Source organism: Ruegeria sp. CDSB117 (assembly GCF_059611005.1).
In genome coordinates this window covers 187705-208000 of the sequence record NZ_JBXWOS010000002.1, presented here as the reverse complement: position 1 = coordinate 208000, position 20296 = coordinate 187705, and the positions used below count along the sequence as shown (strand labels likewise).

General features: G+C 58.5%; 18 protein-coding genes. 13 read left to right on the top strand and 5 right to left on the bottom strand.

Annotated features, from left to right (window positions below; translation table 11 throughout):
* The first annotated feature begins 22 nt into the window (after positions 1 to 22).
* From AC2FJC_RS03855 to AC2FJC_RS03840, 4 genes are all read left to right on the top strand, one after another.
* Complete coding sequence (locus tag AC2FJC_RS03855; protein ID WP_496738478.1) at positions 23 to 643, top strand: thiamine phosphate synthase; 621 nt, start codon at positions 23 to 25, stop codon at positions 641 to 643.
* Positions 644 to 697: 54 nt separating this feature from the next.
* On the top strand, positions 698 to 1591 hold the full coding sequence (locus AC2FJC_RS03850) for a PfkB family carbohydrate kinase (RefSeq protein ID WP_496738477.1): 894 nt from the start codon (positions 698 to 700) through the stop codon (positions 1589 to 1591).
* Positions 1588 to 2502, top strand: a complete 915-nt coding sequence (locus tag AC2FJC_RS03845) for a pseudouridine-5'-phosphate glycosidase (protein ID WP_496738476.1) — start codon at positions 1588 to 1590, stop codon at positions 2500 to 2502. The genes AC2FJC_RS03850 and AC2FJC_RS03845 overlap by 4 nt, the downstream gene beginning before the upstream one ends.
* A 67-nt stretch (positions 2503 to 2569) precedes the next feature.
* The gene (locus AC2FJC_RS03840) at positions 2570 to 3247 is read left to right on the top strand and encodes a DUF502 domain-containing protein (RefSeq protein ID WP_058278068.1); all 678 of its coding nucleotides are present in this window, start codon (positions 2570 to 2572) and stop codon (positions 3245 to 3247) included.
* Here the strand turns inward: AC2FJC_RS03840 and AC2FJC_RS03835 are convergent, their stop codons facing one another.
* Positions 3248 to 4273 (bottom strand): patatin-like phospholipase family protein, encoded by a 1026-nt coding sequence (locus tag AC2FJC_RS03835; RefSeq protein WP_496738475.1) that lies wholly within the window; start codon positions 4271 to 4273, stop codon positions 3248 to 3250. It lies immediately after the preceding gene.
* Positions 4274 to 4337: 64 nt separating this feature from the next.
* Entirely contained in the window at positions 4338 to 5111 is a 774-nt protein-coding gene (locus tag AC2FJC_RS03830) for a 3-hydroxybutyrate dehydrogenase (protein ID WP_496738474.1), read from the bottom strand.
* 293 nt (positions 5112 to 5404) lie between these two features.
* Here AC2FJC_RS03830 and AC2FJC_RS03825 point away from each other — a divergent pair, with 293 nt between their 5' ends.
* Together AC2FJC_RS03825 and AC2FJC_RS03820 are read left to right on the top strand one after the other, a co-directional pair.
* The gene (locus AC2FJC_RS03825; protein ID WP_496738473.1) at positions 5405 to 7219 is read left to right on the top strand and encodes an extracellular solute-binding protein; all 1815 of its coding nucleotides are present in this window, start codon (positions 5405 to 5407) and stop codon (positions 7217 to 7219) included.
* 468 nt (positions 7220 to 7687) lie between these two features.
* A complete protein-coding gene (locus AC2FJC_RS03820) occupies positions 7688 to 7924 on the top strand; it encodes a hypothetical protein (protein WP_496723024.1) in 237 nt (78 codons plus the stop codon).
* On the opposite strand, the gene AC2FJC_RS03815 is transcribed toward AC2FJC_RS03820, so the two are convergent.
* On the bottom strand, positions 7913 to 8536 hold the full coding sequence (locus AC2FJC_RS03815; protein ID WP_108858481.1) for a helix-turn-helix domain-containing protein: 624 nt from the start codon (positions 8534 to 8536) through the stop codon (positions 7913 to 7915). The two genes, AC2FJC_RS03820 and AC2FJC_RS03815, sit on opposite strands and share 12 nt — an antisense overlap.
* 65 nt (positions 8537 to 8601) lie before the next feature.
* Here AC2FJC_RS03815 and AC2FJC_RS03810 point away from each other — a divergent pair, with 65 nt between their 5' ends.
* From AC2FJC_RS03810 to AC2FJC_RS03790, 5 genes are all read left to right on the top strand, one after another.
* The gene (locus tag AC2FJC_RS03810; protein WP_496738472.1) at positions 8602 to 10119 is read left to right on the top strand and encodes a class I adenylate-forming enzyme family protein; all 1518 of its coding nucleotides are present in this window, start codon (positions 8602 to 8604) and stop codon (positions 10117 to 10119) included.
* Entirely contained in the window at positions 10116 to 10775 is a 660-nt protein-coding gene (locus AC2FJC_RS03805; protein WP_496738471.1) for a DsbA family oxidoreductase, read from the top strand. Before AC2FJC_RS03810 ends, AC2FJC_RS03805 begins: the two co-directional genes overlap by 4 nt.
* A gap of 75 nt (positions 10776 to 10850) precedes the next feature.
* Positions 10851 to 12059 carry a multidrug effflux MFS transporter gene (locus AC2FJC_RS03800; protein WP_109311779.1) on the top strand — a complete coding sequence of 403 codons (1209 nt, stop codon included), beginning with the start codon at positions 10851 to 10853 and terminating at the stop codon, positions 12057 to 12059.
* Between the two features lie 57 nt (positions 12060 to 12116).
* Positions 12117 to 13781 carry a tetratricopeptide repeat protein gene (locus AC2FJC_RS03795; RefSeq protein ID WP_496738470.1) on the top strand — a complete coding sequence of 555 codons (1665 nt, stop codon included), beginning with the start codon at positions 12117 to 12119 and terminating at the stop codon, positions 13779 to 13781.
* Positions 13778 to 14431 (top strand): SH3 domain-containing protein, encoded by a 654-nt coding sequence (locus AC2FJC_RS03790; RefSeq protein WP_496738469.1) that lies wholly within the window; start codon positions 13778 to 13780, stop codon positions 14429 to 14431. Before AC2FJC_RS03795 ends, AC2FJC_RS03790 begins: the two co-directional genes overlap by 4 nt.
* Here AC2FJC_RS03790 and mfd read toward each other — a convergent pair.
* Together mfd and AC2FJC_RS03780 are read right to left on the bottom strand one after the other, a co-directional pair.
* Entirely contained in the window at positions 14428 to 17886 is a 3459-nt protein-coding gene (gene mfd, locus AC2FJC_RS03785; protein WP_496738468.1) for a transcription-repair coupling factor, read from the bottom strand. The genes AC2FJC_RS03790 and mfd overlap by 4 nt on opposite strands.
* A 19-nt stretch (positions 17887 to 17905) precedes the next feature.
* Positions 17906 to 18433, bottom strand: coding sequence for a component of SufBCD complex (locus AC2FJC_RS03780; protein ID WP_109311775.1), 528 nt, complete (start codon positions 18431 to 18433; stop codon positions 17906 to 17908).
* Between the two features lie 119 nt (positions 18434 to 18552).
* On the opposite strand from AC2FJC_RS03780, the gene hemB reads away from it, so the two are divergent.
* A complete protein-coding gene (gene hemB, locus AC2FJC_RS03775) occupies positions 18553 to 19551 on the top strand; it encodes a porphobilinogen synthase (protein ID WP_496738467.1) in 999 nt (332 codons plus the stop codon).
* Positions 19552 to 19693: 142 nt separating this feature from the next.
* Positions 19694 to 20266 (top strand): lipid-binding SYLF domain-containing protein, encoded by a 573-nt coding sequence (locus AC2FJC_RS03770; RefSeq protein ID WP_058271789.1) that lies wholly within the window; start codon positions 19694 to 19696, stop codon positions 20264 to 20266.
* Positions 20267 to 20296 lie beyond the last annotated feature (30 nt).

Genomic DNA, 20296 nt, shown 5'->3' with positions numbered 1-20296 from the left:
ACTGAAAGCGAAGGACGCGCCAATGGACACCCCCGAGCAGCCGCAGATTTACCTGATTACGCCACCGACCATCGAACTGAGCAGCTTTCCCGACCGCTTGGCCAGCGTGCTGGACGGGGCAGAGATCGCCTGTATCCGTCTGGCATTGGCTGGTGGCGATGAAGACACCATCGCCCGCGCGGCGGACGCCTGCCGTGAGGTTGCCCATGCGCGCGATGTGGCGCTGGTGATCTCGAACCATGTTCTGCTGGCGCAGCGATTGGGGTTGGACGGGGTGCATCTGGATGACGCCGCGCGCTCGGTTCGGTTTGCAAGAAAGGAATTGGGTGCGGAAGCCATCGTTGGCAGCTTTTGCGGTGCGTCCAGCCATGATGGGATGACCGCGGGTGAGGCGGGTGCGGACTATGTCGCCTTTGGACCGGTGGGCGCGTCAACGCTGGGTGATGGCACGATGGCCGAAATGGATCTGTTCCAATGGTGGTCTGAGACGATTGAAGTTCCAGTCGTTGCCGAGGGTGGCCTGAATCCCGACTTGGTTCGCGACCTAGCCCCCTGCACCGATTTTTTCGGAATCGGGGACGAGATCTGGTCACAAGATGACCATCTGGCCGCGCTGAAGGATCTGACTGACGCGATGCGCTGATCAGTGCGAGCGTTAACGCTTGCACCTTCGCCGGGGCTGCGGCATGACGACGACATGACTCAGAACAGCGACATCCTTTGTATCGGCTCGGTTCTTTGGGACGTGATTGGCCGGTCCGCCAGCGCCATGCGGCAGGGCTCGGACGTTCCAGGGCGGATCACCCGCCTGCCCGGCGGCGTGGCCATGAACATCGCCATGACGCTTGTGCGCTTTGGCATGACCCCCACTCTGCTGACTGCCATCGGGCGCGATCCTGAGGGTGATGAGCTGGCAAACGCCTGTTCCCGATTGGGCATGGTGACGGATCACATTTACCGTTCGCAGGATTTGCCGACCGACCGGTACATGGCAGTCGAAGGGGCCAACGGCCTGATCGCAGCCATTGCCGATGCGCATTCGCTTGAGGCCGCGGGTGCCAAAATCCTGCGCGCGCTAATGCACGGGCCGCTAGGGTACGAAAACGAGCCGTTTGAAGGACCTATCGCACTGGACGGCAATCTGACACTGAACTTGCTTGAGGAAATCGCCCAAAGCCCCGCCTTTGCGCGCGCCGATCTGCGTGTGGCACCGGCCTCGCCCGGTAAAGCCGAACGCTTGCTGCCGTTCCTGAAGCATGCGCGGGCCACGCTGTATGTGAACCTCGAAGAAGCCGGCATCCTGTGCCAGCGCGAATTCAAGGATTCCGAAAGCGCCGCCAAAGGCCTGCTGGATCGTGGCGCGCTGCGGGTGTTGGTCACCGACGGCGGAAGCTCGGCCACGGTTGGTAATGCGGATGAAATCCTAACCCAAACACCCCCGTCCGTTCTGGTTACCCGCGTAACCGGCGCAGGCGACACATTTATGGCGGCCCACATCGCCTCAGAATCCGGTGGAGCATCCAGTGCCGAGGCCCTGACCCGTGCCCTGAACGCCGCCGCAACTTACGTATCCGGAGAGACCCCACTGTGATCGACATTCAATATTCCGCCGAGGTCCGCACCGCCAAGGACGCAGGCCAACCCATCGTTGCGCTGGAAAGCACCATCATCACCCACGGGATGCCCTACCCTCAGAACATCGAGGTTGCGGCTCAGGTTGAACAGGACATCCGCGACGCGGGCGCAATTCCGGCAACCATGGCCGTGATCAAAGGCAAACTGCATGTGGGGCTTGAGGCTGATGAGCTGAAAGCACTGGGTCAGGCGCAGGGCGTCGCCAAGCTGTCGCGCGCTGATATGGCAGCCTGCATGGCAACCGGCGGCACTGGCGCAACCACAGTCGCTGCGACGATGATTGCCGCCCACTATGCCGGGATTGAGTTGTTTGCCACCGGCGGCATCGGCGGGGTACATCAGGGTGCCGAGACGACCTTTGATATCTCAGCCGATCTGCATGAGCTGGCGCAATCCCCGGTTACGGTTGTCGCTGCAGGCGCAAAGGCCATCCTCGATCTGGCAAAAACGCTCGAGGTTCTGGAAACACTGGGCGTTCCTGTCATCGCATACGGGCAGGACGAATTCCCGGCCTTCTGGTCGGCCAAATCCCCTTATGCCGCGCCCCTGCGCATGGACAGCGCCGCGGACATCGCCACAGCCCACGCCACGCGCCGCGCGCTTGGCTTGCCCGGCGGTCAGTTGGTCGCCAACCCGATCCCAGCCGCCGATCAGATCCCAGCTGAAGAACTGGCACCCATCATTGCATCGGCACAGGCCGACGCAGATACGCACCGGATCAGCGGCAAGGGTGTCACGCCGTACCTGCTGCAGCGGATCTACGAACAGACCGAAGGGCGTTCGCTGACCGCCAATATCGCTCTGGTCCGCAACAACGCGCGACTGGCAGCCGGGATTGCCCGTGCTCTGGCCGCGAAGACCGATTGACTTAAGCCTATTGTACCAAGGCACCCGACTGCTTAACTAACTCGGCAGAAAACCGCTCAGGACCGCAATGAACACGCCATTTGACGAAGAACCGCATCGCCGCCCGGGCCTGTTTTCGCGACTGCGCGCGTCTTTCCTGACGGGCATCGTTGTGATTGCGCCGGTTTGGCTGACCATCTGGCTGATCTGGTCCGTGGTCGGCTGGATCGACAGCGCGGTGCTGCCCATAATTCCACAGCGGTTCCAGCCGCAGGAATACGTGGGCATCAACCTGCGCGGCGTCGGCGTTGTCATCTTTCTGATCTTCACAGTTCTGGTTGGATGGATCGCCAAAGGTATTCTGGGCCGGTCCCTGATCCAAATTGCCGAAAGCCTTGTCAGCCGGATGCCCGTTGTTCGATCCGTCTATTCCGGGATCAAACAGATCTCGGAAACGGTGTTTGCCCAGACTGAACGGTCATTCGAAAAAGCATGCCTGATCCAATACCCCCGCCGCGGCATCTGGGCGATTGGTTTCGTGTCCACCGCGGCAAAAGGCGAAGTCAGCGAGCGGGCTGAAACCGGGGGCGAACTGCTGGGCGTTTTTGTTCCGACCACGCCCAACCCGACCTCTGGCTTCCTATTGTTCTTCCCGGCCGAGGACGTGATCCTGCTGGATATGACAATCGAGGACGCCGCAAAGCTGGTGATTTCCGCAGGCCTTGTTTACCCCAACGAAAAAGACCCCACGCAGCCACCCGAGTGATCAGCCAAACATCTCGGGCAGGTCGACAGTGCTGCGTGCGCCGAGATCGGCTTTGTGATCACCAATGAACCGGTGCGCCGCGGCGCGCCCCGCTTCCTTCAGCTTATGCAGGATCACTGGGTTGGGAACCGTCTTGGTTGCCACGGACAAATCGTTCATCAATTCGTCATCCGCGATCATGTGAACAAACACGCGGCTCATCTCTCCGGCCGTCAGCTTACCGTCCGCCAACAGACGCTGAACAAAATTGATCGCCCGCAGCTCGCGAAACAGGGATGAGTTAAAGCTGATCTCGTTGATCCGATTCTGGATCTGCTGCGGAGTTTTCGGCACCTCATCACGTTCAAGCGGGTTGATGTTCACGACCACGACATCTTCAGGCAAATCATTGTTAAACAGGGGATAAAGCGCCGGGTTTCCAGTGTAACCACCATCCCAATATGCCTCGGTCCGGCCCGAGCTGGGGTCAAATATCTCGACGGCCTGAAACAGGCTCGGCAGGCAGGCCGAGGCCAAAATGGCATCCGTGGAAATCTCTTCCCCGGTGAACACCCGGATCTTGCCGCTGCGCACACAGGTCGCGCAGACAAACAACTGGGGTCCTTGATCCGTGCAAATCTCATCAAAGTTGAACCGATCCACAACCGGTTCCAGGGGATTGCGGTAAAAAGGACCATAGGCATAAGGCGACACCATCCGCGACCAGGCATCACCAACTGAGAATGGCAGTGAATACTCCATCGACTGGGCAATCTGCGCAGGCTCCAGCGCCTGCATCCAGTTAGCCAGGCGCATATCCCCTACCGCACCCATCCGTGCCCATAGCCCGTCCAGACAAGCCCGCGCGCCGTCGCGTCCGTTGTGCACCATCCCGGATTTGAACGCAGCGCCATTCAGCGCCCCGGCCGAGGTCCCAGTGATCGCCGCAACCTCGATATCTTCTTCGTCCAGAATTCGATCCAGAACGCCCCAGGTAAAGGCACCGTGCGCTCCGCCACCCTGCAAAGCCAGATTGATCCGTTTCACTGTCCTGCCCCTTCATCTTTTCCAAAATACTCCGGGGGTGCGGGGGCAACGCCCCCGTGAAACCTCACAACGCTGTCCAACCGCCATCGACCGAGATCGTGGTCCCGGTGATCTGCGCTGCCGCATCCGAGCACAGGAAGATCGCGGTGCCACCCAATTGCTCGACCGTGGCGAATTCTTTCGAAGGTTGCCGTTCAAGCATCACGTTCTTGATCACGTCCTCACGGCTCATGCCGTATTCCTTCATGGTGCCTGGGATCTGTGCCTCGACCAATGGTGTCAGGACGTATCCCGGGCAGATCGCATTGCATGTGATCGGCTCCTGCGCGGTTTCCAGCGCCACGGTTTTGGTCATGCCAACCACGCCGTGCTTTGCCGCGACATAGGCCGCCTTGAACGGAGACGCCGTTAACCCGTGTGCCGAGGCGATATTCACAATACGACCCCACCCGGCCTCTCGCATCATTGGCAGCGCGCCGGCCATCGTATGAAAAGTCGAGTTCATGTTGATCGCGATGATCGCATCCCACTTTTCGACCGGAAACTGATCAACCGGTGCAACATGCTGAATGCCCGCGTTGTTCACCAGAATATCACATGCCCCCGCCTTTTCGATCAGCGCGCGGCATTCTTCACCTTTAGACATGTCTGCCTTGATATAGCGTGCGCTGGTCCCGGTCTCTTTCGAAATCTCGGCGGCCAGCGCATGATCTTCGTCGCGGTCGGTAAATGAATTCAGCACCACGTTGGCCCCGGCCTTCGCCAGCTCACGCGCGACGCCCAATCCGATCCCTGAATTCGATCCGGTGATAATTGCTGTTTTTCCCGAAAGGCTCATGGCCGAACTCCCACAAAATCAACTTTGGCGGCACAGTGCCATGCTGCAGCTGCAAAGAAAACGGGGAAACATTCGGGCGACGCATCCTACGACAGATCCGAACAAAAAAAACGCCCGCACGAAGCGGGCGTTAAGTTATTGAGGCAGGTTTCATACAGGCAAGAAACCTATCGAGCAGTGCGTCCTTTATAAGCAATTTCTTGTGTTCGTCCAAGCTAAAAGTTTGAAAACAAGAAAAATCATAGCTACGATGAATCCCAACAAAATAAGGCCAGAGCAGGATTGTTTCCAAAATGAGCCCCGATTTTCTACGCCCCGTACGTCCATTGATCGCGGGAATCACTGCACTTTTGAGCACGTCAATTGCTTATGCAGAATCGACCCATGGCATAGCTATGTATGGTGACCCGGCCCTACCACCGGATTTTGTGTCCCTGCCCTACGCAAATCCAGACGCGCCCAAAGGCGGGAAAGTCGTGTTCGGAAATACGGGCGGCTATAACAGTTTGAACCCGTTCGTGCAAAAAGGCAGCTCGCCCTGGCAATTGCGATTTTGGACCCACGAGGGCCTGTTGGGCCGATCCTGGGACGAACCTTTCACTCTTTACGGGCTGTTAGCCGAATCAGTTGAGACAGCGCCGGACCGGTCCTGGGTCGAATTCACCCTGCGTGAGAACGCAGAATTCTCGGATGGTACACCAGTAACAGTGGACGATGTCATCTGGTCGTATGAGACTTTGGGAACCGAAGGCCACCTGCGTTATCGCGGGCTGTGGAGCAAGATTGACAGTATTGAACAGACCGGGCCCCGCTCGGTGCGCATCACCTTTAACGAACCTGACCGAGAGCTTGCCCTGATCGCAGGCCTGCGCCCGATCCTGCAGAAAGCCCAGTGGGAAGGTAAAGAATTTGCCAATGCCGGGCTGCATGACATCCCTATCGGCACAGGCCCCTATGTTGTCGACAGCTATGAGGCCGGTAGATACGTGAACCTCAAGCGGAACCCGGATTATTGGGGCACCGACATCCCCTTCCGTAATGGCACCATGAATTTGGACGAAATGCGGATCGAGTTCTACGGCGACGGCACTGTTCTGTTCGAGGCCTTCAAAGCCGGTGAACTGACTGCGGTACGTGAATTCAATGCCGACAAATGGGCCAACCAATACAGTTTCCCGGCCGTCCAGCGTGGGGATGTGGTCAAGACCGAGATCCCGCACGGCAAGCCCTCGGGCATGACCGGGTTTGTCATGAACACCCGCAAAGCGCCGTTTGACGACTGGCGTGTCCGCGAGGCGTTGACGCTGGCGTTCAATTTCGAGTTCATCAACGACACAATTACCGGGAACGCGCAGCCGCGTATCACATCCTATTTCTCAGGCTCGGACCTTTCGGTGCAGCCCGGCCCGGCAAGTGGTCGCGTCGAAGAGCTGCTGATGGAGTTCAAGGACGACCTGCCTCCCGGAACGCTTGAAGGCTATACATTGCCTGAAAGTGACGGATCGGCCCGCAATCGTTCGAACATCCGCGCCGCCACCAAACTGTTGGCCGAGGCTGGCTGGACCATCCAGGACGGCGTGCTGCGTAACGAAAACGGCGATGCCTTTACCTTGACCGTGTTGCTGCAACAGGGCGACACCGAAAGCGAAACGGCAATCGAGATCTACACGCGCGCACTGGAACGTCTTGGCATCGCGGTGAGCACCGAGCAGGTCGACAGCGCCCAGTTCACCAGCCGTACATCCGAGTTGGATTTCGACATGACCTATTTCCGTCGTGCGTTGTCCCTGTCACCCGGCAACGAGCAGCGCCTCTACTGGGGCAGCGAAAACGCGAATACTCCGGGCACGCGCAATTTGATGGGGGTGGCTTCACCCGCTGTGGACGGAATGATTGACGCCATGCTGGCCTCGGAAAGTCATGAGGATTTCGTTGCTGCAACGCGCGCGCTTGATCGTGTATTGACCGCTGGGCGCTATGTCATTCCGATCTGGAACTTTGATGTGGGCAGGATCGCCCACGCCAAGGAACTCAAGCAGCCGGAAAACTTGCCGATCTATGGCGATGGGCCAGAGTACATGCCGCAAGTTTGGTGGTACGAACAGTAACGGGTCACGCGCAGCACCAAAGGGACGTGGGCGGAAATCGGCGCACAGCCTATTAGCACCGGATATTGCGGGTCGAGTTTTTGCTGCTCCAACATGTTGCAATTGCTCCAACGTCAAGTGCTCCCCTAAAAAACTCACACAAAAAGCTTTACTGAACAGGGTTTAGCGATATAGCTTGTGCATAAACTGCAGTACGCTGCACGAATTGATTATTGCTTTGAATTTCAAAACGTAACTCTTCGTCCGGTGCGCAGCACATCGAATTTACGGACCGGCCTCCACTCACTCAAAATCAGGTCCGTCTGCCCGTTGCGGATAGGCTGCAACGGGCACTTTCGACCCCGTCAAAAATCAAACCGCCTCCCGTCCTCGGGTGCGACATTTTGTCATACCCAAACGCCCCCACCACCTTCGTACGCTGGTTCTTGGGACGAGCGGTTTGAAACCATGAAAACGGAAAGCTGTCTAATGTTGAAATGGACCGATCTGACGCAAGACCTGGACGCAATGTATACGCGCGCCAAACGGAGATTTCCGAACCTGCGGGATCAGGACATGGTGCGGTTAAGCCAAGACCGCAAATGTTTCGAAGCGTATCTGGCCGAACGCCATCAACTGACTATGAACGAAGCCCACGAAGAGCTTGAGGACTTTTTGTTCACGGAAGGTTTGAACCGCGAATTCAGCCGGTCGTTAAGTAAGTGATGTTACCCACAGGATCATTGCATCTTCGTCGCTGACCGAGATTACATTGTGCCCCATGCTCCCGTCGTAATAGGCGCTGTCGCCGCGGCGCATTTCGACTGGTTCATAAAACTCGGTATAAAGGCGCACAACACCCGTCAAGACATACAAGAACTCTTCGCCGTCGTGGCGGACCCAGCCGTCGAACTCATCCATTGACCGCGCGCGGACACGGGCCCGATAAGGCAACATCTGCTTTTTGGTCAGCGTTTCGGCCAGCAGTTCATGTTCATAGGTGGTTGTGGGATGGGCAGACCCTTCGCCCATGCGCGTCACGGCCATCCGGCCGATCACCTGGTCCCTCTGCGGCGGCGTAAACAGCTGCGGCACCGAGATCTCAAGACCGGTCGCAAGCTTTTTCAGCGCGTCATAGGTGGGCGACATCTGACCATTTTCGATCTTGCTGAGCGTTGAACGCGCCAGACCAGCCTGCGTGGCCGCCTGTTCAAGCGTCCATTTCCGCGCTTTCCGCAGCTCGCGCACACGCGCGCCGAGGTCCAATGGTTCAACTTCCGTATGTTCGCCCGAGTCCCGGGCAATGCGGATCAGAGATGTCTGGTCTTGGGTGCTCATGCGTCATTCTATAGGCGCAGCCCGCCGTGCTTGCAACGCAGCAGTGGTCGCGCTAGCCAGTTGCCATGCTTTCTATTTTTGATCAGGGGCCGCCGCCGGCCTGCCCGTCTCCGTTCAATCTGGCAGCGCATGTACTGCGCTGTGCGGACAGGCTTTCGGACAAGACCGCCCTGTCTGTTCTAGGGTCCTCGGATACCGAGCATTGGACGTATAGCGAGTTGCAGCAGGCCATTCTGGGAACTGGCACAGGGTTGTTGAATGCCGGTTTGAAGCCCGGCGATATCGCGTTGATGCGGCTTGGAAACACGGTCGATTTCCCGATTGCCTATCTCGGAGCGATTGCTGTCGGCATCGTCCCGGTCCCAACGTCATCGCAGCTGACCGAGCCGGAAACAGAGCGCATGATCAACGATCTCAGACCTGCCGCCATTCTGCGTGACCCACAGGTTGCGTGCGCCGCGCACCCGGTTCAGATTGACCTGTCCGATTTGGCCGGAATGCGTGATCTGCCTGCTGCAGAATATCAAATGGGTGACCCGGAACGGATGGCCTATGTCGTCTATACTTCGGGCACGTCGGGAAAACCAAGGGCTGTGGCCCACGCCCATCGTGCCATCTGGGCGCGTCAGATGATGGTGGATGGCTGGTACGGGCTGCGTGAAACCGATCGCCTGTGTCACGCAGGCGCGTTCAACTGGACCTATACCTTGGGCACCGGTCTGATGGATCCTTGGACCATTGGCGCAACGGCTCTTATCCCTGCGCCGGGCACCGATCTGGACGCTCTACCTACCCTGCTACGCCGTCATCAGGCCACCATCTTTGCTGCAGCACCGGGCGTATTCCGTAAGGTGGTGAGCTCAACAGACGACCTGGACCTGCCGGAATTGCGGCATGGGTTATGCGCCGGAGAAAAACTGTCACGGCATCTGCATGAACAGTGGACGCAGGCGACCGGCACTGAACTCTACGAAGCTTATGGCATGTCCGAGTGTTCGACTTTCATTTCGTCCAGCCCGGCGGATCCAGCACGGTCCGATGCATTGGGCCAACCGCAGCCTGGCCGCCGTGTGGCTATCCTGGGACCTGACGGTCCCGTACCTCAGGGTCAGGAAGGCACCATTGCCATACACAGGTCCGACCCCGGTCTGATGCTGACCTATCTCAACGCCCCGGACGAGGCCGAAGCCCGGATGCAGGGCGACTGGTTCCTGACCGGCGATCAAGGGGCCATGGCCGTGGATGGCCAGATCACCTATCTGGGTCGCGATGACGATATGATGAATGCGGGCGGCTATAGGGTGTCACCGGTTGAGGTCGAGGCGGCGCTGTCCCGATATCCCGGCATCGCGCAGGTCGGGGCTGCGGCAGTCGAGGTTAAACAGGACACATTTGTGATAGCAGCCTTCTATACAGGACCGGAAAAGCTGGACGACAACGCCCTGCGCACCTATGTCGAGGCAAATCTGGCGCGCTATAAGCAACCGCGCGCCTTTATCCATCTGCCTGAACTGCCCACCGGCGGGAACGGGAAACTTCTGCGCCGGGCGCTGCCGGCCTATTTCAAGGCGACCAACCCATGACCGAGACCGTCAAGCTTGATATCATGTCCGACCCGATCTGCCCGTGGTGCTATATCGGCAAGACCCATCTGGACAAGGCGCTGGCGGCGATCCCGGACCATCCGTTTTTGATCGAATGGCATCCATTCCAGTTGAACCCCGACATGCCGGATGCCGGGATGGATCGCCGCGAGTATCTCGAACGCAAGTTCGGGGGCAAGGAAGGCGCGGTGCGTGCCTATGCTCCGGTCGTTGATCATGCTGAGAATGCAGGTCTTAAGATCGACTTCGAAGGTATGAAGCGCACGCCCAACACTCTGGACGCGCACCGCCTGATCCATTGGGCAGGGATTGAAGGCAAACAGAACGCCGTGGTCGATGCGTTGTTCGATGCCTATTTCGTACAGGCCCGCGATATCGGCGATCATGAGGTTCTGGCGGATATTGCCGACAATGCGGGCATGGACGCCGCAGTCGTTCTAAAACTGCTGAAATCCGATGCCGATCGCGAGGATATCAGCAACCGTGACAGCCATTCCAGGCAAATGGGCGTCAGCTCTGTCCCGACGTTCATCGTTGCCAATCAACATGCCGTCCCCGGGGCGCAACCCCCTGAAATGTGGGAAAAAGTGATTGCTGAAATCATGTCTCAACTTGAGGCTTCTCCTGCAAATTAGCACAGACCTCTGTGCAATTTGACACCTAGCGTCAACTGATTTGCCGTGATAGCGCGAACAGATCAGGAGGGCGCTATGGCCAATCGCATGTCACGGGGTGAGTTCGTAGCACTTGTCGCAATGATGTTTGCGACAATCGCGTTTTCGATCGATTCCATGTTGCCTGCACTGCCAAATATCGGCGCGCAACTCAGCCCCAACGACGTCAACAAAGCCCAGCTGATCCTGACTTCGTTTGTGTTGGGCATGGGGATTGGCACGTTTTTCACCGGTCCGCTGTCGGACGCCTTTGGCCGCAAACCAGTGATTTACGTCGGATCGGCACTGTATATCATCGCTGCGGCAGCTGCCTGGGCCAGTTCATCACTCGAAATGCTATTGGTCGCCCGTGTCTTCCAGGGGATCGGATGTGCGGCCCCGCGCGTGGTGGCCATGGCAATTATTCGCGACCTGTATTCGGGCCGCGAGATGGCGCGGATTGTATCGATTGCAATGATGATCTTCACCCTGGTACCGGCGATTGCGCCAATGCTTGGTGCCGGCGTGATCGCACTGACCGGATGGCGAGGTATCTTTGCCTCATTCATCCTGTTCTCACTGATCACCATCGTCTGGATGGGCCTGCGCCTTCCGGAACCTTTGTCGGTCGAGAACCGGCGCCCGTTGCGCCTGCCCCTTATACTGGACGCCGCACGCCAGATGTTCACACATCCAACGGTGCGGCTGTCAATTTTGGTCCAGACACTGTGTCTGGGCATGTTGTTCACCATGCTGACGATGGTTCAACCGGTCTACGATGTCATCCACGACAGTGCCGACAGTTTTCCGTTCTGGTTCGGGTTCGTGGCGTTGATGGCGGGCTCAGCCAGCTTGTTAAACGCAGCCCTTGTTATCAAATTGGGCATGCGCCGGATCGTGACATGGGCGTTGGGCGCGCAAGTCCTCTTTACCACAGCTGTCATCGCCCTGAATGCAGCAGACCTATCGCCCACGCTGTCCTTCGCAGTTTTCGTAAGCTGGCAAACGGCGGTTTTCTTTATGGCAGGCATGACTATGGGCAACCTGAACGCCATCGCGATGGAGCCGATGGGCCATATTGCGGGCATGGCAGCCTCGGTGATCGGGGCGATCTCGACCGTGTTTGCTGCCGCGATTGCAGCGCCTATCGGGCAGATGTTCGACGGGTCTATCACCCCGCTGGCTGTCGGCATCCTGGCCATGAGCGCCGCGGGCTTCGGCCTGATGCTGCATATGGGGCGGATCGAAAACAGGCTGCCAGCCTGATCTGTGCAGGAACGGTGAATCAGGCTAACATCTGCTCAATATGAGTGGAGTTTTTCAGTGAGCGACTACTACGATCTTGGCGCATATTCCTGTCCGATAACGACGGCCTCAGCAGACGCACAGCTTTGGTTCGACCGAGGGCTGAATTGGACCTACGGCCATAACCACGACGAAGCGGTTGTGTGTTTTCAGCGCGCGCTTGAGTTTGACCCTGACTGCGCGATGGCCCACTGGGGCGTGGCTTATGCTGCAGGGCCAAACTACAACCTTCCTTGGAACTTGCTGGATGACCGCGGGCAACGAAAGGCGCTGGCACTGGCCTATGATGCCACGCAGAAAGCCGTGGCTTTGGCCGAAGGGTGCAGCCCGACGGAACAGGCGCTGATCCGCGCCCTACCCGCGCGGTATCCTCAACGCGATCCCGTCGACGACATGCATAGCTGGGACCATGACTTCGCCGATGCGATGCGCGTGGCCTTTGCAGAGCAGTCGGACCACCTCGATCTGCGCACTATATATGTCGAGGCGTTACTCAACCTGACTCCTTGGCAGATGTGGAACTTGAGAACCGGTGAGCCCGCTGAAGGCGCAGCCACGTTGGAGGCGGAAAAAACCCTGGAAGACGCAATGGCAAGCGACCCGGCAGCCATGTCGCACCCGGGCTTGCTGCACCTCTATGTTCATCTGATGGAGATGTCGCCGACACCAGAAAAGGCCCTGAAGGCCGGGGATATCTTGCGCACATTGGTCCCGGATGCGGGGCATTTGGTGCACATGCCCACCCATATCGATGTCCTGTGCGGGCATTATCAGAACGTCGTCCATTGGAACGAAAAGGCGACCGAAGCTGATCTGAAGTATTATGAGCGCGAAGGTGCGTTCAACATCTACACAGGTTATCGCCAGCACGACTATCACTTTGCTATCTACGGCGCGCTGTTTCTGGGTCAGATGGAACCTGCCCTGCGCGCCAATCAGGGCATATGGGACACCACCCCCGAAGAGATGCTGCGCACGGAAAGCCCGCCCATGGCGGATTTCTTCGAAAGCTACATGTCGATGGGGCCGCACATCCTGATCCGATTTGGCCGGTGGGAAGAAGCAAAGGCCCTGCCCTTGCCCGAGGATCAGGACCTCTACCGCACCGTCACCGCGACCACCCATTACGCCCGTGCAATCGCTTTTGCCGCCACAGATCAGGTCGCCGAAGCAGAGGCCGAAGAGCAACTGTTCCTTGCCGCCAAGGAGCGGGTTCCGGAAACCCGGCTGCTACACAACAACCGCGTGATCGACTTGCTGGACATCGCCCGCGAAATGCTGCGGGGCGAGATTGAGTATCGCAAAGGCAACTATGACGCCGCATTCGCGCATCTTAGGCGCTCGGTCGAATTGGACGACACGCTACCCTACGACGAGCCATGGGGGTGGATGCAACCCGCGCGTCACGCGCTTGGTGCGCTGTTGTTTGAGCAAGGCCACGTGGCCGAAGCCGAAGCGGTGTATCGTGAGGACCTTGGGCTTGGCGGCACCCTCAGCCGCGCCTCAATCCACCCCGACAATGTTTGGAGCCTGAAGGGCCTGCACGATTGTCTGAAAGCACGCGGTGAAGGGGGCGAGATCAAACTGATCAAACAGCGTCTTGATCTGGCGCTTGCCCGCGCTGACCGGGCCGTCGGGGCCTCGTGTTTTTGCGCTCAGGCAGCAATGAAGGCCGCAGAATGATCCGCGCAGTTATGTTGTCGCTACTTTTTTGTAGCCCAACCCTGGCTGACCGCCAATCCTTTCCGCCGGTCGATGAAGCAGAACGCGATCCTACCCTCGTGGCCTTTCGGGAGAGTTTGTTGGCGAGCGTGGCCGCACGTGATACCGAAACCGTTATCGCAGCTGCTTGCCCGGACATCTACCTCAGCCATGGCGGAAGCGGTGGGCCCGGGGAATTCCTTGAATACCTCGGCCCGGAAAACAGCTCTCTAGAAGACCAGAGCCGCGAAGCCTATTGGAGCGATCTGGAAACCACCCTGTCCCAACCGGGCTATTTCGACGACGAGGGCGAGTTTTGGATGCCGCATCAATGGCAGATCACCTTGCCTGCCTCATTGGACCCTTACGTGGCCTACTTTGTCACCGGTGAGAACGTCAGTCTTCGGCAAGCCGCCGAACCAGGCTCCCCAGCGCTGAGCCTCATCAGCTACGAGATCGTCATCGTCCCGACCCATCGAGACGGTGCCGACTATCAACCGGTGATGCTGACTGACGGCACGCGGGGATTCATGCACGGCGACTTTCTATGGCCCATGACAGGTCACCGCGCCGCGCTTGTGAAATCAGACGCGGGCGAATGGCAATTGTGCACTTTCGTCAGCGGAGACTAGGCTTTCGCCTTTTTCTTCTTCGCTGCCATGACCTTTTCCGCCAGATCACGGGCGATGGCGAATGCGCCTTTAATCTTGTCGCTGTCCTTCTTCCAATCGCGTCTGACGACGATCTTGTTGTCCTTGACCTTGGCCAAACCGCGCTGGTTCTGAATGAACTCTACCAAACCCTCCGGCGAGGCGAACTTGTCGTTGTGGAACTGGATTGTCGCGCCTTTCGGCCCGCCATCCAGCTTGGCGATCCCTGCCCGCTTGCACATCGCCTTGATACGCACGACCAGCATCAGGGTGTTCACCTCTTTCGGCAGCGTGCCGAACCGGTCAATCAGTTCTGCGGCAAAACCTTCCAGCTCGACCTTGGTCGAAAGCGATGACAGGCGACGATAAAGCCCCAGACGCACATCCAGATCGGGCACGTAATCTTCGGGGATCAGAACCGGCACGCCCAGATTAATCTGTGGCGCCCATTGGTCGTCGGCTTCCGACAGCCCTTCCATCTCACCGGCTTTGATTTTGGCAATCGCCTCTTCCAGCATCGATTGATACAGCTCATAGCCGACATCGCGCATCTGACCTGATTGTTCCTCGCCCAGCAAGTTGCCCGCACCGCGAATGTCCAGGTCCTGTGATGCCAGCGTGAACCCGGCCCCCAGAGTATCCAGCGAGCCCAGAACCCGCAGGCGCTTTTCGGCTGTCGCCGTCAGATTCTGACGCGGCTTGGTGGTCAGGTACGCATAGGCACGGGTTTTAGACCGCCCTACCCGACCACGGATCTGATAAAGCTGCGCCAGCCCGAACATATCCGCCCGGTGCACGACCATCGTGTTCGCGGTGGGAATATCAAGCCCGCTTTCGACAATCGTCGTCGCCAACAACACGTCGTATTTTCCGTCATAAAAGGCGTTCATACGATCATCGAGTTCGCCCGCCGCCATTTGCCCATGTGCCACCATAAAAGTCAGCTCGGGCAGCTGTTCTTTCAGGAACTCCTCGATCTCTGGCAGGTCGGAGATACGGGGAACAACGTAAAAGCTCTGCCCGCCTCGATAGTGTTCGCGCAGCAGGGCTTCGCGTATGGTCACGGCGTCGAATTCGCTGACATACGTGCGAATGGCAAGACGATCGATAGGCGGTGTGCCGATGATCGACAGATCGCGCACCCCGGTCAGTGACAGTTGCAGTGTCCGAGGGATCGGTGTGGCGGTAAGGGTCAGAACGTGAATGTCGCTGCGCAGCTGTTTCAGGCGTTCCTTGTGACCGACGCCAAAATGCTGTTCTTCGTCGATGATCAACAGGCCCAGATTGTTGAACCGGATACCCTTGGCCAGCAACGCATGGGTGCCGATCACGATGTCGACGGTCCCGCGCGCCATACCATCACGGGTCTGCTGTGCATCTTTCGCGGACACAAACCGCGACAGCTGCCGCACTTCCAGCGGAAAGCCCCGGAACCGTTCCTTGAAACTGGCCGCGTGCTGACGCGCCAGCAATGTGGTCGGTGCAATCACGGCCACCTGAACACCGGACATCGCGGCGACAAAGGCCGCGCGCATGGCAACCTCGGTTTTGCCAAAGCCCACGTCACCACAGATCAACCGATCCATCGGTGCGCCGGAATGGATGTCCTCCATCACCTCGGAAATCGCGCGCAGCTGGTCGTCGGTTTCCTGATATGGAAAGCGGGCGCTGAACTCCTCCCACGCGTGGGGCGGTGGATCCATGACCGGAGCTTTGCGCAAAGCGCGTTCAGCGGCGATACGGATCAGCTTGTCCGCCATCTCGCGAATGCGTTCTTTCAGCTTGGCTTTCTTAGCTTGCCACGCACCTCCACCCAAGCGGTCCAGCAGGCCTTCGTCATGGCCGTATTTCGACAGCAACTCGATGTTCTCGACCGGCAGATACAGCTTGGACTGTTCTGCATATTCCAACAGCAGGCATTCATGCGCGGCACCGGCGGCCGTGACCACCTCCATCCCCATGTACCGCCCGATCCCGTGGTCGACGTGAACCACCAGATCGCCTGGGCTGAGCGACTGGGTTTCGGTCAGGAAATTCTCGGCCTTGCGGCGCTTCTTGGGCTGGCGGATGAGGCGGTCACCCAGCACGTCCTGTTCGGCGATCACGGTCAGACCGGGCGTTTCAAACCCGTGCTCAAGCGCCCAGACAGCCAGATGCAATCCGCGTTTGCCAATCCGGGTGCCATCGGTGACAGGGACGGCTTCGGCCAGGCCTTCATCCTCGATCAAGCCTGTTAGACGCTCTCGCGCCCCTTCAGAATACGACGCAATCAAGACGGGGCCCTTGGCCATCTTGTCGGTGATATGGCTTGCCAAAGCACCAAACAGGCTGATGTTTTCCTGCTGCCGCTCTGGTGCGAAATTGCGGCCAATCCGCCCGCCTGCATCGATCACACCGGGACCGCTGGCCTGAGGCAGCGGGCTGAACTGCATCACCCGCCGGTCCCCGACCGCCTGCTCCCATGCGGCATCGTCCAGATAGAGCAATCCAGGTGGTGTAGGCTTATACACCGTATCCATGCGCGAACGATTTTCCAGCGCCAGACGCCGCGTTTCATACTGATCGGCAATTGTATCCCAGCGGGCAAGCCGCGTGGGTGTCACCTGATCATCCACTGTGATCGTCGCATCCGGCAGATAATCAAACAGGGTTTCCAGCTTTTCGTGGAAGAATGGCAGCCAGTGTTCGATGCCCTGATGCTTGCGGCCCGCGCTGATCGCCTCATATAGCGGATCATCGGTGCCCGCCGCGCCAAATTCGATGCGATAGTTTTGGCGGAACCGCGTGATGGCGGCGTCATCCAGAATGACCTCGGAAACCGGGGCCAATTCGACAACATCCAGCTTTTCGGTCGTGCGTTGCGAAACCGGATCGAACCGGCGCGCGCCGTCCAGCACGTCTCCGAACAGATCCAGACGTACGGGACCGGATTCGCCCGGGGGAAAAATGTCGATGATACCGCCGCGAACGGCATAGTCGCCCGGCTCCATCACTGTCGGACTTTGCGTGAACCCCATGCGTACAAGGAAGTTCCGCAACGCCGTTTCGTCGACGCGATGGTTCACGCGGGCGGTAAAAGCAGCCTCGCGCAGTACATCCCGCTCAGGCACGCGCTGGGTCGCGGCGTTCAGGGTGGTCAGCAGGACAAACCGATCCGGCATCTGATGCACCAGTGCCGCCAAAGTCGCCACACGCGCCGCTGCTATGTCGGCGTTGGGCGACACCCGGTCATATGGCAGACAATCCCACCCCGGAAACACAAAGACCGGCATTTCGGGGGCGAAGAAAGCCAGTGCGGCCCGCATCGCCTCCATCCGTTTATCGTCACGCGCAACGTGGCAGACCGGCCCGCCAACGCGCGTGATCTCATTCAGAACAAGCTGTGCGTCAAACCCTTCGGGAGCGCCGCCAACCGTCACATGGTTCGGAGCTGTCATCGCCTTGCCTTTCTGATTTTCATCCCCCGAGAACGCCGATCGAGACGTTCTGGTACATACCCCAAAGTGACGTGATGACAATTGAGATCATGCCGATGATCTGGGTGTAAATCCTGCAGCGCACAAGGATCTTGGACACGCTTCCAAGCACCGGCTCGATGCCTTGCAACTTGCGCGCGGCGCGAATGTTGATCAGCATTACTAAACTCACCGGGAACAGCAACAAAAACACGGCCTGTGCAAATTCAACGCCATAATAGAAACCCAGCATCGCAAGCCCGGTAAAAAAGAAACAGCTCAAGGCAAGAATAACCAGGCCTGACATATCAACGATGTACAGCATCCTGTTACGGTTGATCCTTACGATATCCAGCAGGTCCTGCTCGGACTGACCGCCAACACGACGGGCACGCACAAGCAGATCGTAGGGAACCCCCATCGCCCAGTGGCTGGCCGACGACCAGAGCACCGCCAACACAATCCAGTACCACAGATTCGAAAAGCTGCGCATGTCGATGAGTTCGAAAATCGAAGAGTGCAAATCCACGCATCAGCCCTTTGTTCATTGTCCTTGGGGCGTTCTTCGCGCAGGCGCGTCCAATGTTACCCTTGAGACCATCGGGAATTCATGCCACCCAATGCACGATTATTCAAGGAGAGCGCGACATGAAACCGACCATCGCCCCCTACCCCCTTACGCGATTTCGCCGGGCGCGCCAATCCAACGCCATTCGTGGGTTGGTGCGGGAAAACGCGCTGACGACAGACGATCTGATCTGGCCGGTTTTTGTGCGCGATGGCGAAGGCATTGAAGAACCCGTTCCTTCAATGCCCGGCGTTCTGCGGCGCTCGGTCGATCTGATTGCCAAAGCCGCAGTCGAGGCACAGGCTATGGACATCCCGGCGATCTGCATCTTTCCCTATACTGATCCCAGCCTGAAAACCGAAGATTGCGCCGAGGCGTGGAACCCAGACAATCTGTCCAACCGGGCCATTCGGGCGATCAAATCTGCGGCCCCCGATATCGCCGTGATGACCGACGTGGCGCTGGATCCATATAACATCAATGGCCATGACGGCTATGTCGTTGATGGCGAGATCGTGAATGATCAGACCGTCGAGGCGCTGGTCAAAATGACACTTGCGCAGGCTGAGGCCGGGGCCGACATCATTGGACCTTCAGACATGATGGATGGCCGCATCGGCGCAATGCGCCGCGCGCTTGAGGGTGCCGGGCACCACAATGTGATGATCCTCAGCTATGCCGCTAAATATGCCAGCGCATTCTACGGCCCCTTCCGCGATGCTGTGGGCGCGTCCGGTGCGCTGACCGGAGACAAGAAGACCTACCAGATGGACCCGGCCAATTCGAACGAGGCCCTGCGCCTGATCGAACGTGACCTGACAGAAGGCGCCGACATGGTGATGATCAAGCCAGGCATGCCCTATCTGGATATCTGTCGCCGCGTGAAAGACACGTTTGGCGCGCCAACCTATGCCTATCAGGTGTCCGGTGAATACGCGATGATACAGGCAGCTGCGCAGAACGGCTGGATTGATGGTGAGAAGGTCATGCTGGAAAGCCTGCTGGCCTTCAAACGTGCGGGTTGCGACGGAATCCTGACCTACTTTGCACCGCAGGTTGCACGCATTCTTCAAGGCTAAAACCCCGGACGGTCGCGACTTTTCGCCGATTGTGAACGCCGTTGGACCAGCTTTCCCGTGACACACGGACGCAATCGGCGTATTCTTGCACACAAGATCGGGAACACCCGACACTTCAGGCAGTTTATACAGAGAAAAAAACATGAGCAGTTCCAACTCTCCCCGACTAAACCGTCGTGGCTTTGCGCTTGGCATGGCCGGTCTTACGCTGACAGCAGCATGCGGAAATGGTGTAGGCAATTCCAATGCGGCCCAGATCGACGCCCGTGTGAACGTGACGCTGAACGAAATGTTCAGCAAATACCCCAACACCGTCGAGATCGCCAACAAAGCCGACGGCATGCTGGTGATGCCACTGATCACCGAGGCCGGGTTCATCTTTGGCGGCGCATATGGCCAGGGCGCGCTGCGCATTAACGGTGCAACGGTCGACTATTACTCGGCCCTATCCGGCAGTGCTGGTCTGCAGATCGGCGCGCAACAATATGCGCACGTCCTGTTCTTCATGACCCAGGACGCGCTAGATGACTTCCGCCGTTCCAGCGGTTGGACCGCAGGTGCGGATATCGGCTATGTCGTCGACGCCACCGGCGACTCGCTGTCAACCGACACAACCCAATTGCGTAAGCCCGTATTGGCCGCCGTTTTCGGACAGGCCGGCCTGAAATTCGGCGCGACCGTCGAAGGCACCAAGTACACGCGCATCATCCCCTGATACCGAATACCACCCCCCCCTTTGCCACGA

Bases quoted from the DNA above. Each gene is read 5' to 3' on its own strand.
- AC2FJC_RS03815 (WP_108858481.1), bottom strand. From the start codon at position 8,536: ATGAGCACCCAAGACCAGACATCTCTGATCCGCATTGCCCGGGACTCG.
- AC2FJC_RS03810 (WP_496738472.1), top strand. From the start codon at position 8,602: ATGCTTTCTATTTTTGATCAGGGGCCGCCGCCGGCCTGCCCGTCTCCG.
- AC2FJC_RS03840 (WP_058278068.1), top strand. From the start codon at position 2,570: ATGAACACGCCATTTGACGAAGAACCGCATCGCCGCCCGGGCCTGTTT.
- AC2FJC_RS03825 (WP_496738473.1), top strand. From the start codon at position 5,405: ATGAGCCCCGATTTTCTACGCCCCGTACGTCCATTGATCGCGGGAATC.
- AC2FJC_RS03805 (WP_496738471.1), top strand. From the start codon at position 10,116: ATGACCGAGACCGTCAAGCTTGATATCATGTCCGACCCGATCTGCCCG.
- AC2FJC_RS03800 (WP_109311779.1), top strand. From the start codon at position 10,851: ATGGCCAATCGCATGTCACGGGGTGAGTTCGTAGCACTTGTCGCAATG.
- AC2FJC_RS03850 (WP_496738477.1), top strand. From the start codon at position 698: ATGACTCAGAACAGCGACATCCTTTGTATCGGCTCGGTTCTTTGGGAC.
- AC2FJC_RS03820 (WP_496723024.1), top strand. From the start codon at position 7,688: ATGTTGAAATGGACCGATCTGACGCAAGACCTGGACGCAATGTATACG.
- AC2FJC_RS03770 (WP_058271789.1), top strand. From the start codon at position 19,694: ATGAGCAGTTCCAACTCTCCCCGACTAAACCGTCGTGGCTTTGCGCTT.
- AC2FJC_RS03830 (WP_496738474.1), bottom strand. From the start codon at position 5,111: ATGAGCCTTTCGGGAAAAACAGCAATTATCACCGGATCGAATTCAGGG.
- AC2FJC_RS03855 (WP_496738478.1), top strand. From the start codon at position 23: ATGGACACCCCCGAGCAGCCGCAGATTTACCTGATTACGCCACCGACC.
- AC2FJC_RS03790 (WP_496738469.1), top strand. From the start codon at position 13,778: ATGATCCGCGCAGTTATGTTGTCGCTACTTTTTTGTAGCCCAACCCTG.
- mfd (WP_496738468.1), bottom strand. From the start codon at position 17,886: ATGACAGCTCCGAACCATGTGACGGTTGGCGGCGCTCCCGAAGGGTTT.
- hemB (WP_496738467.1), top strand. From the start codon at position 18,553: ATGAAACCGACCATCGCCCCCTACCCCCTTACGCGATTTCGCCGGGCG.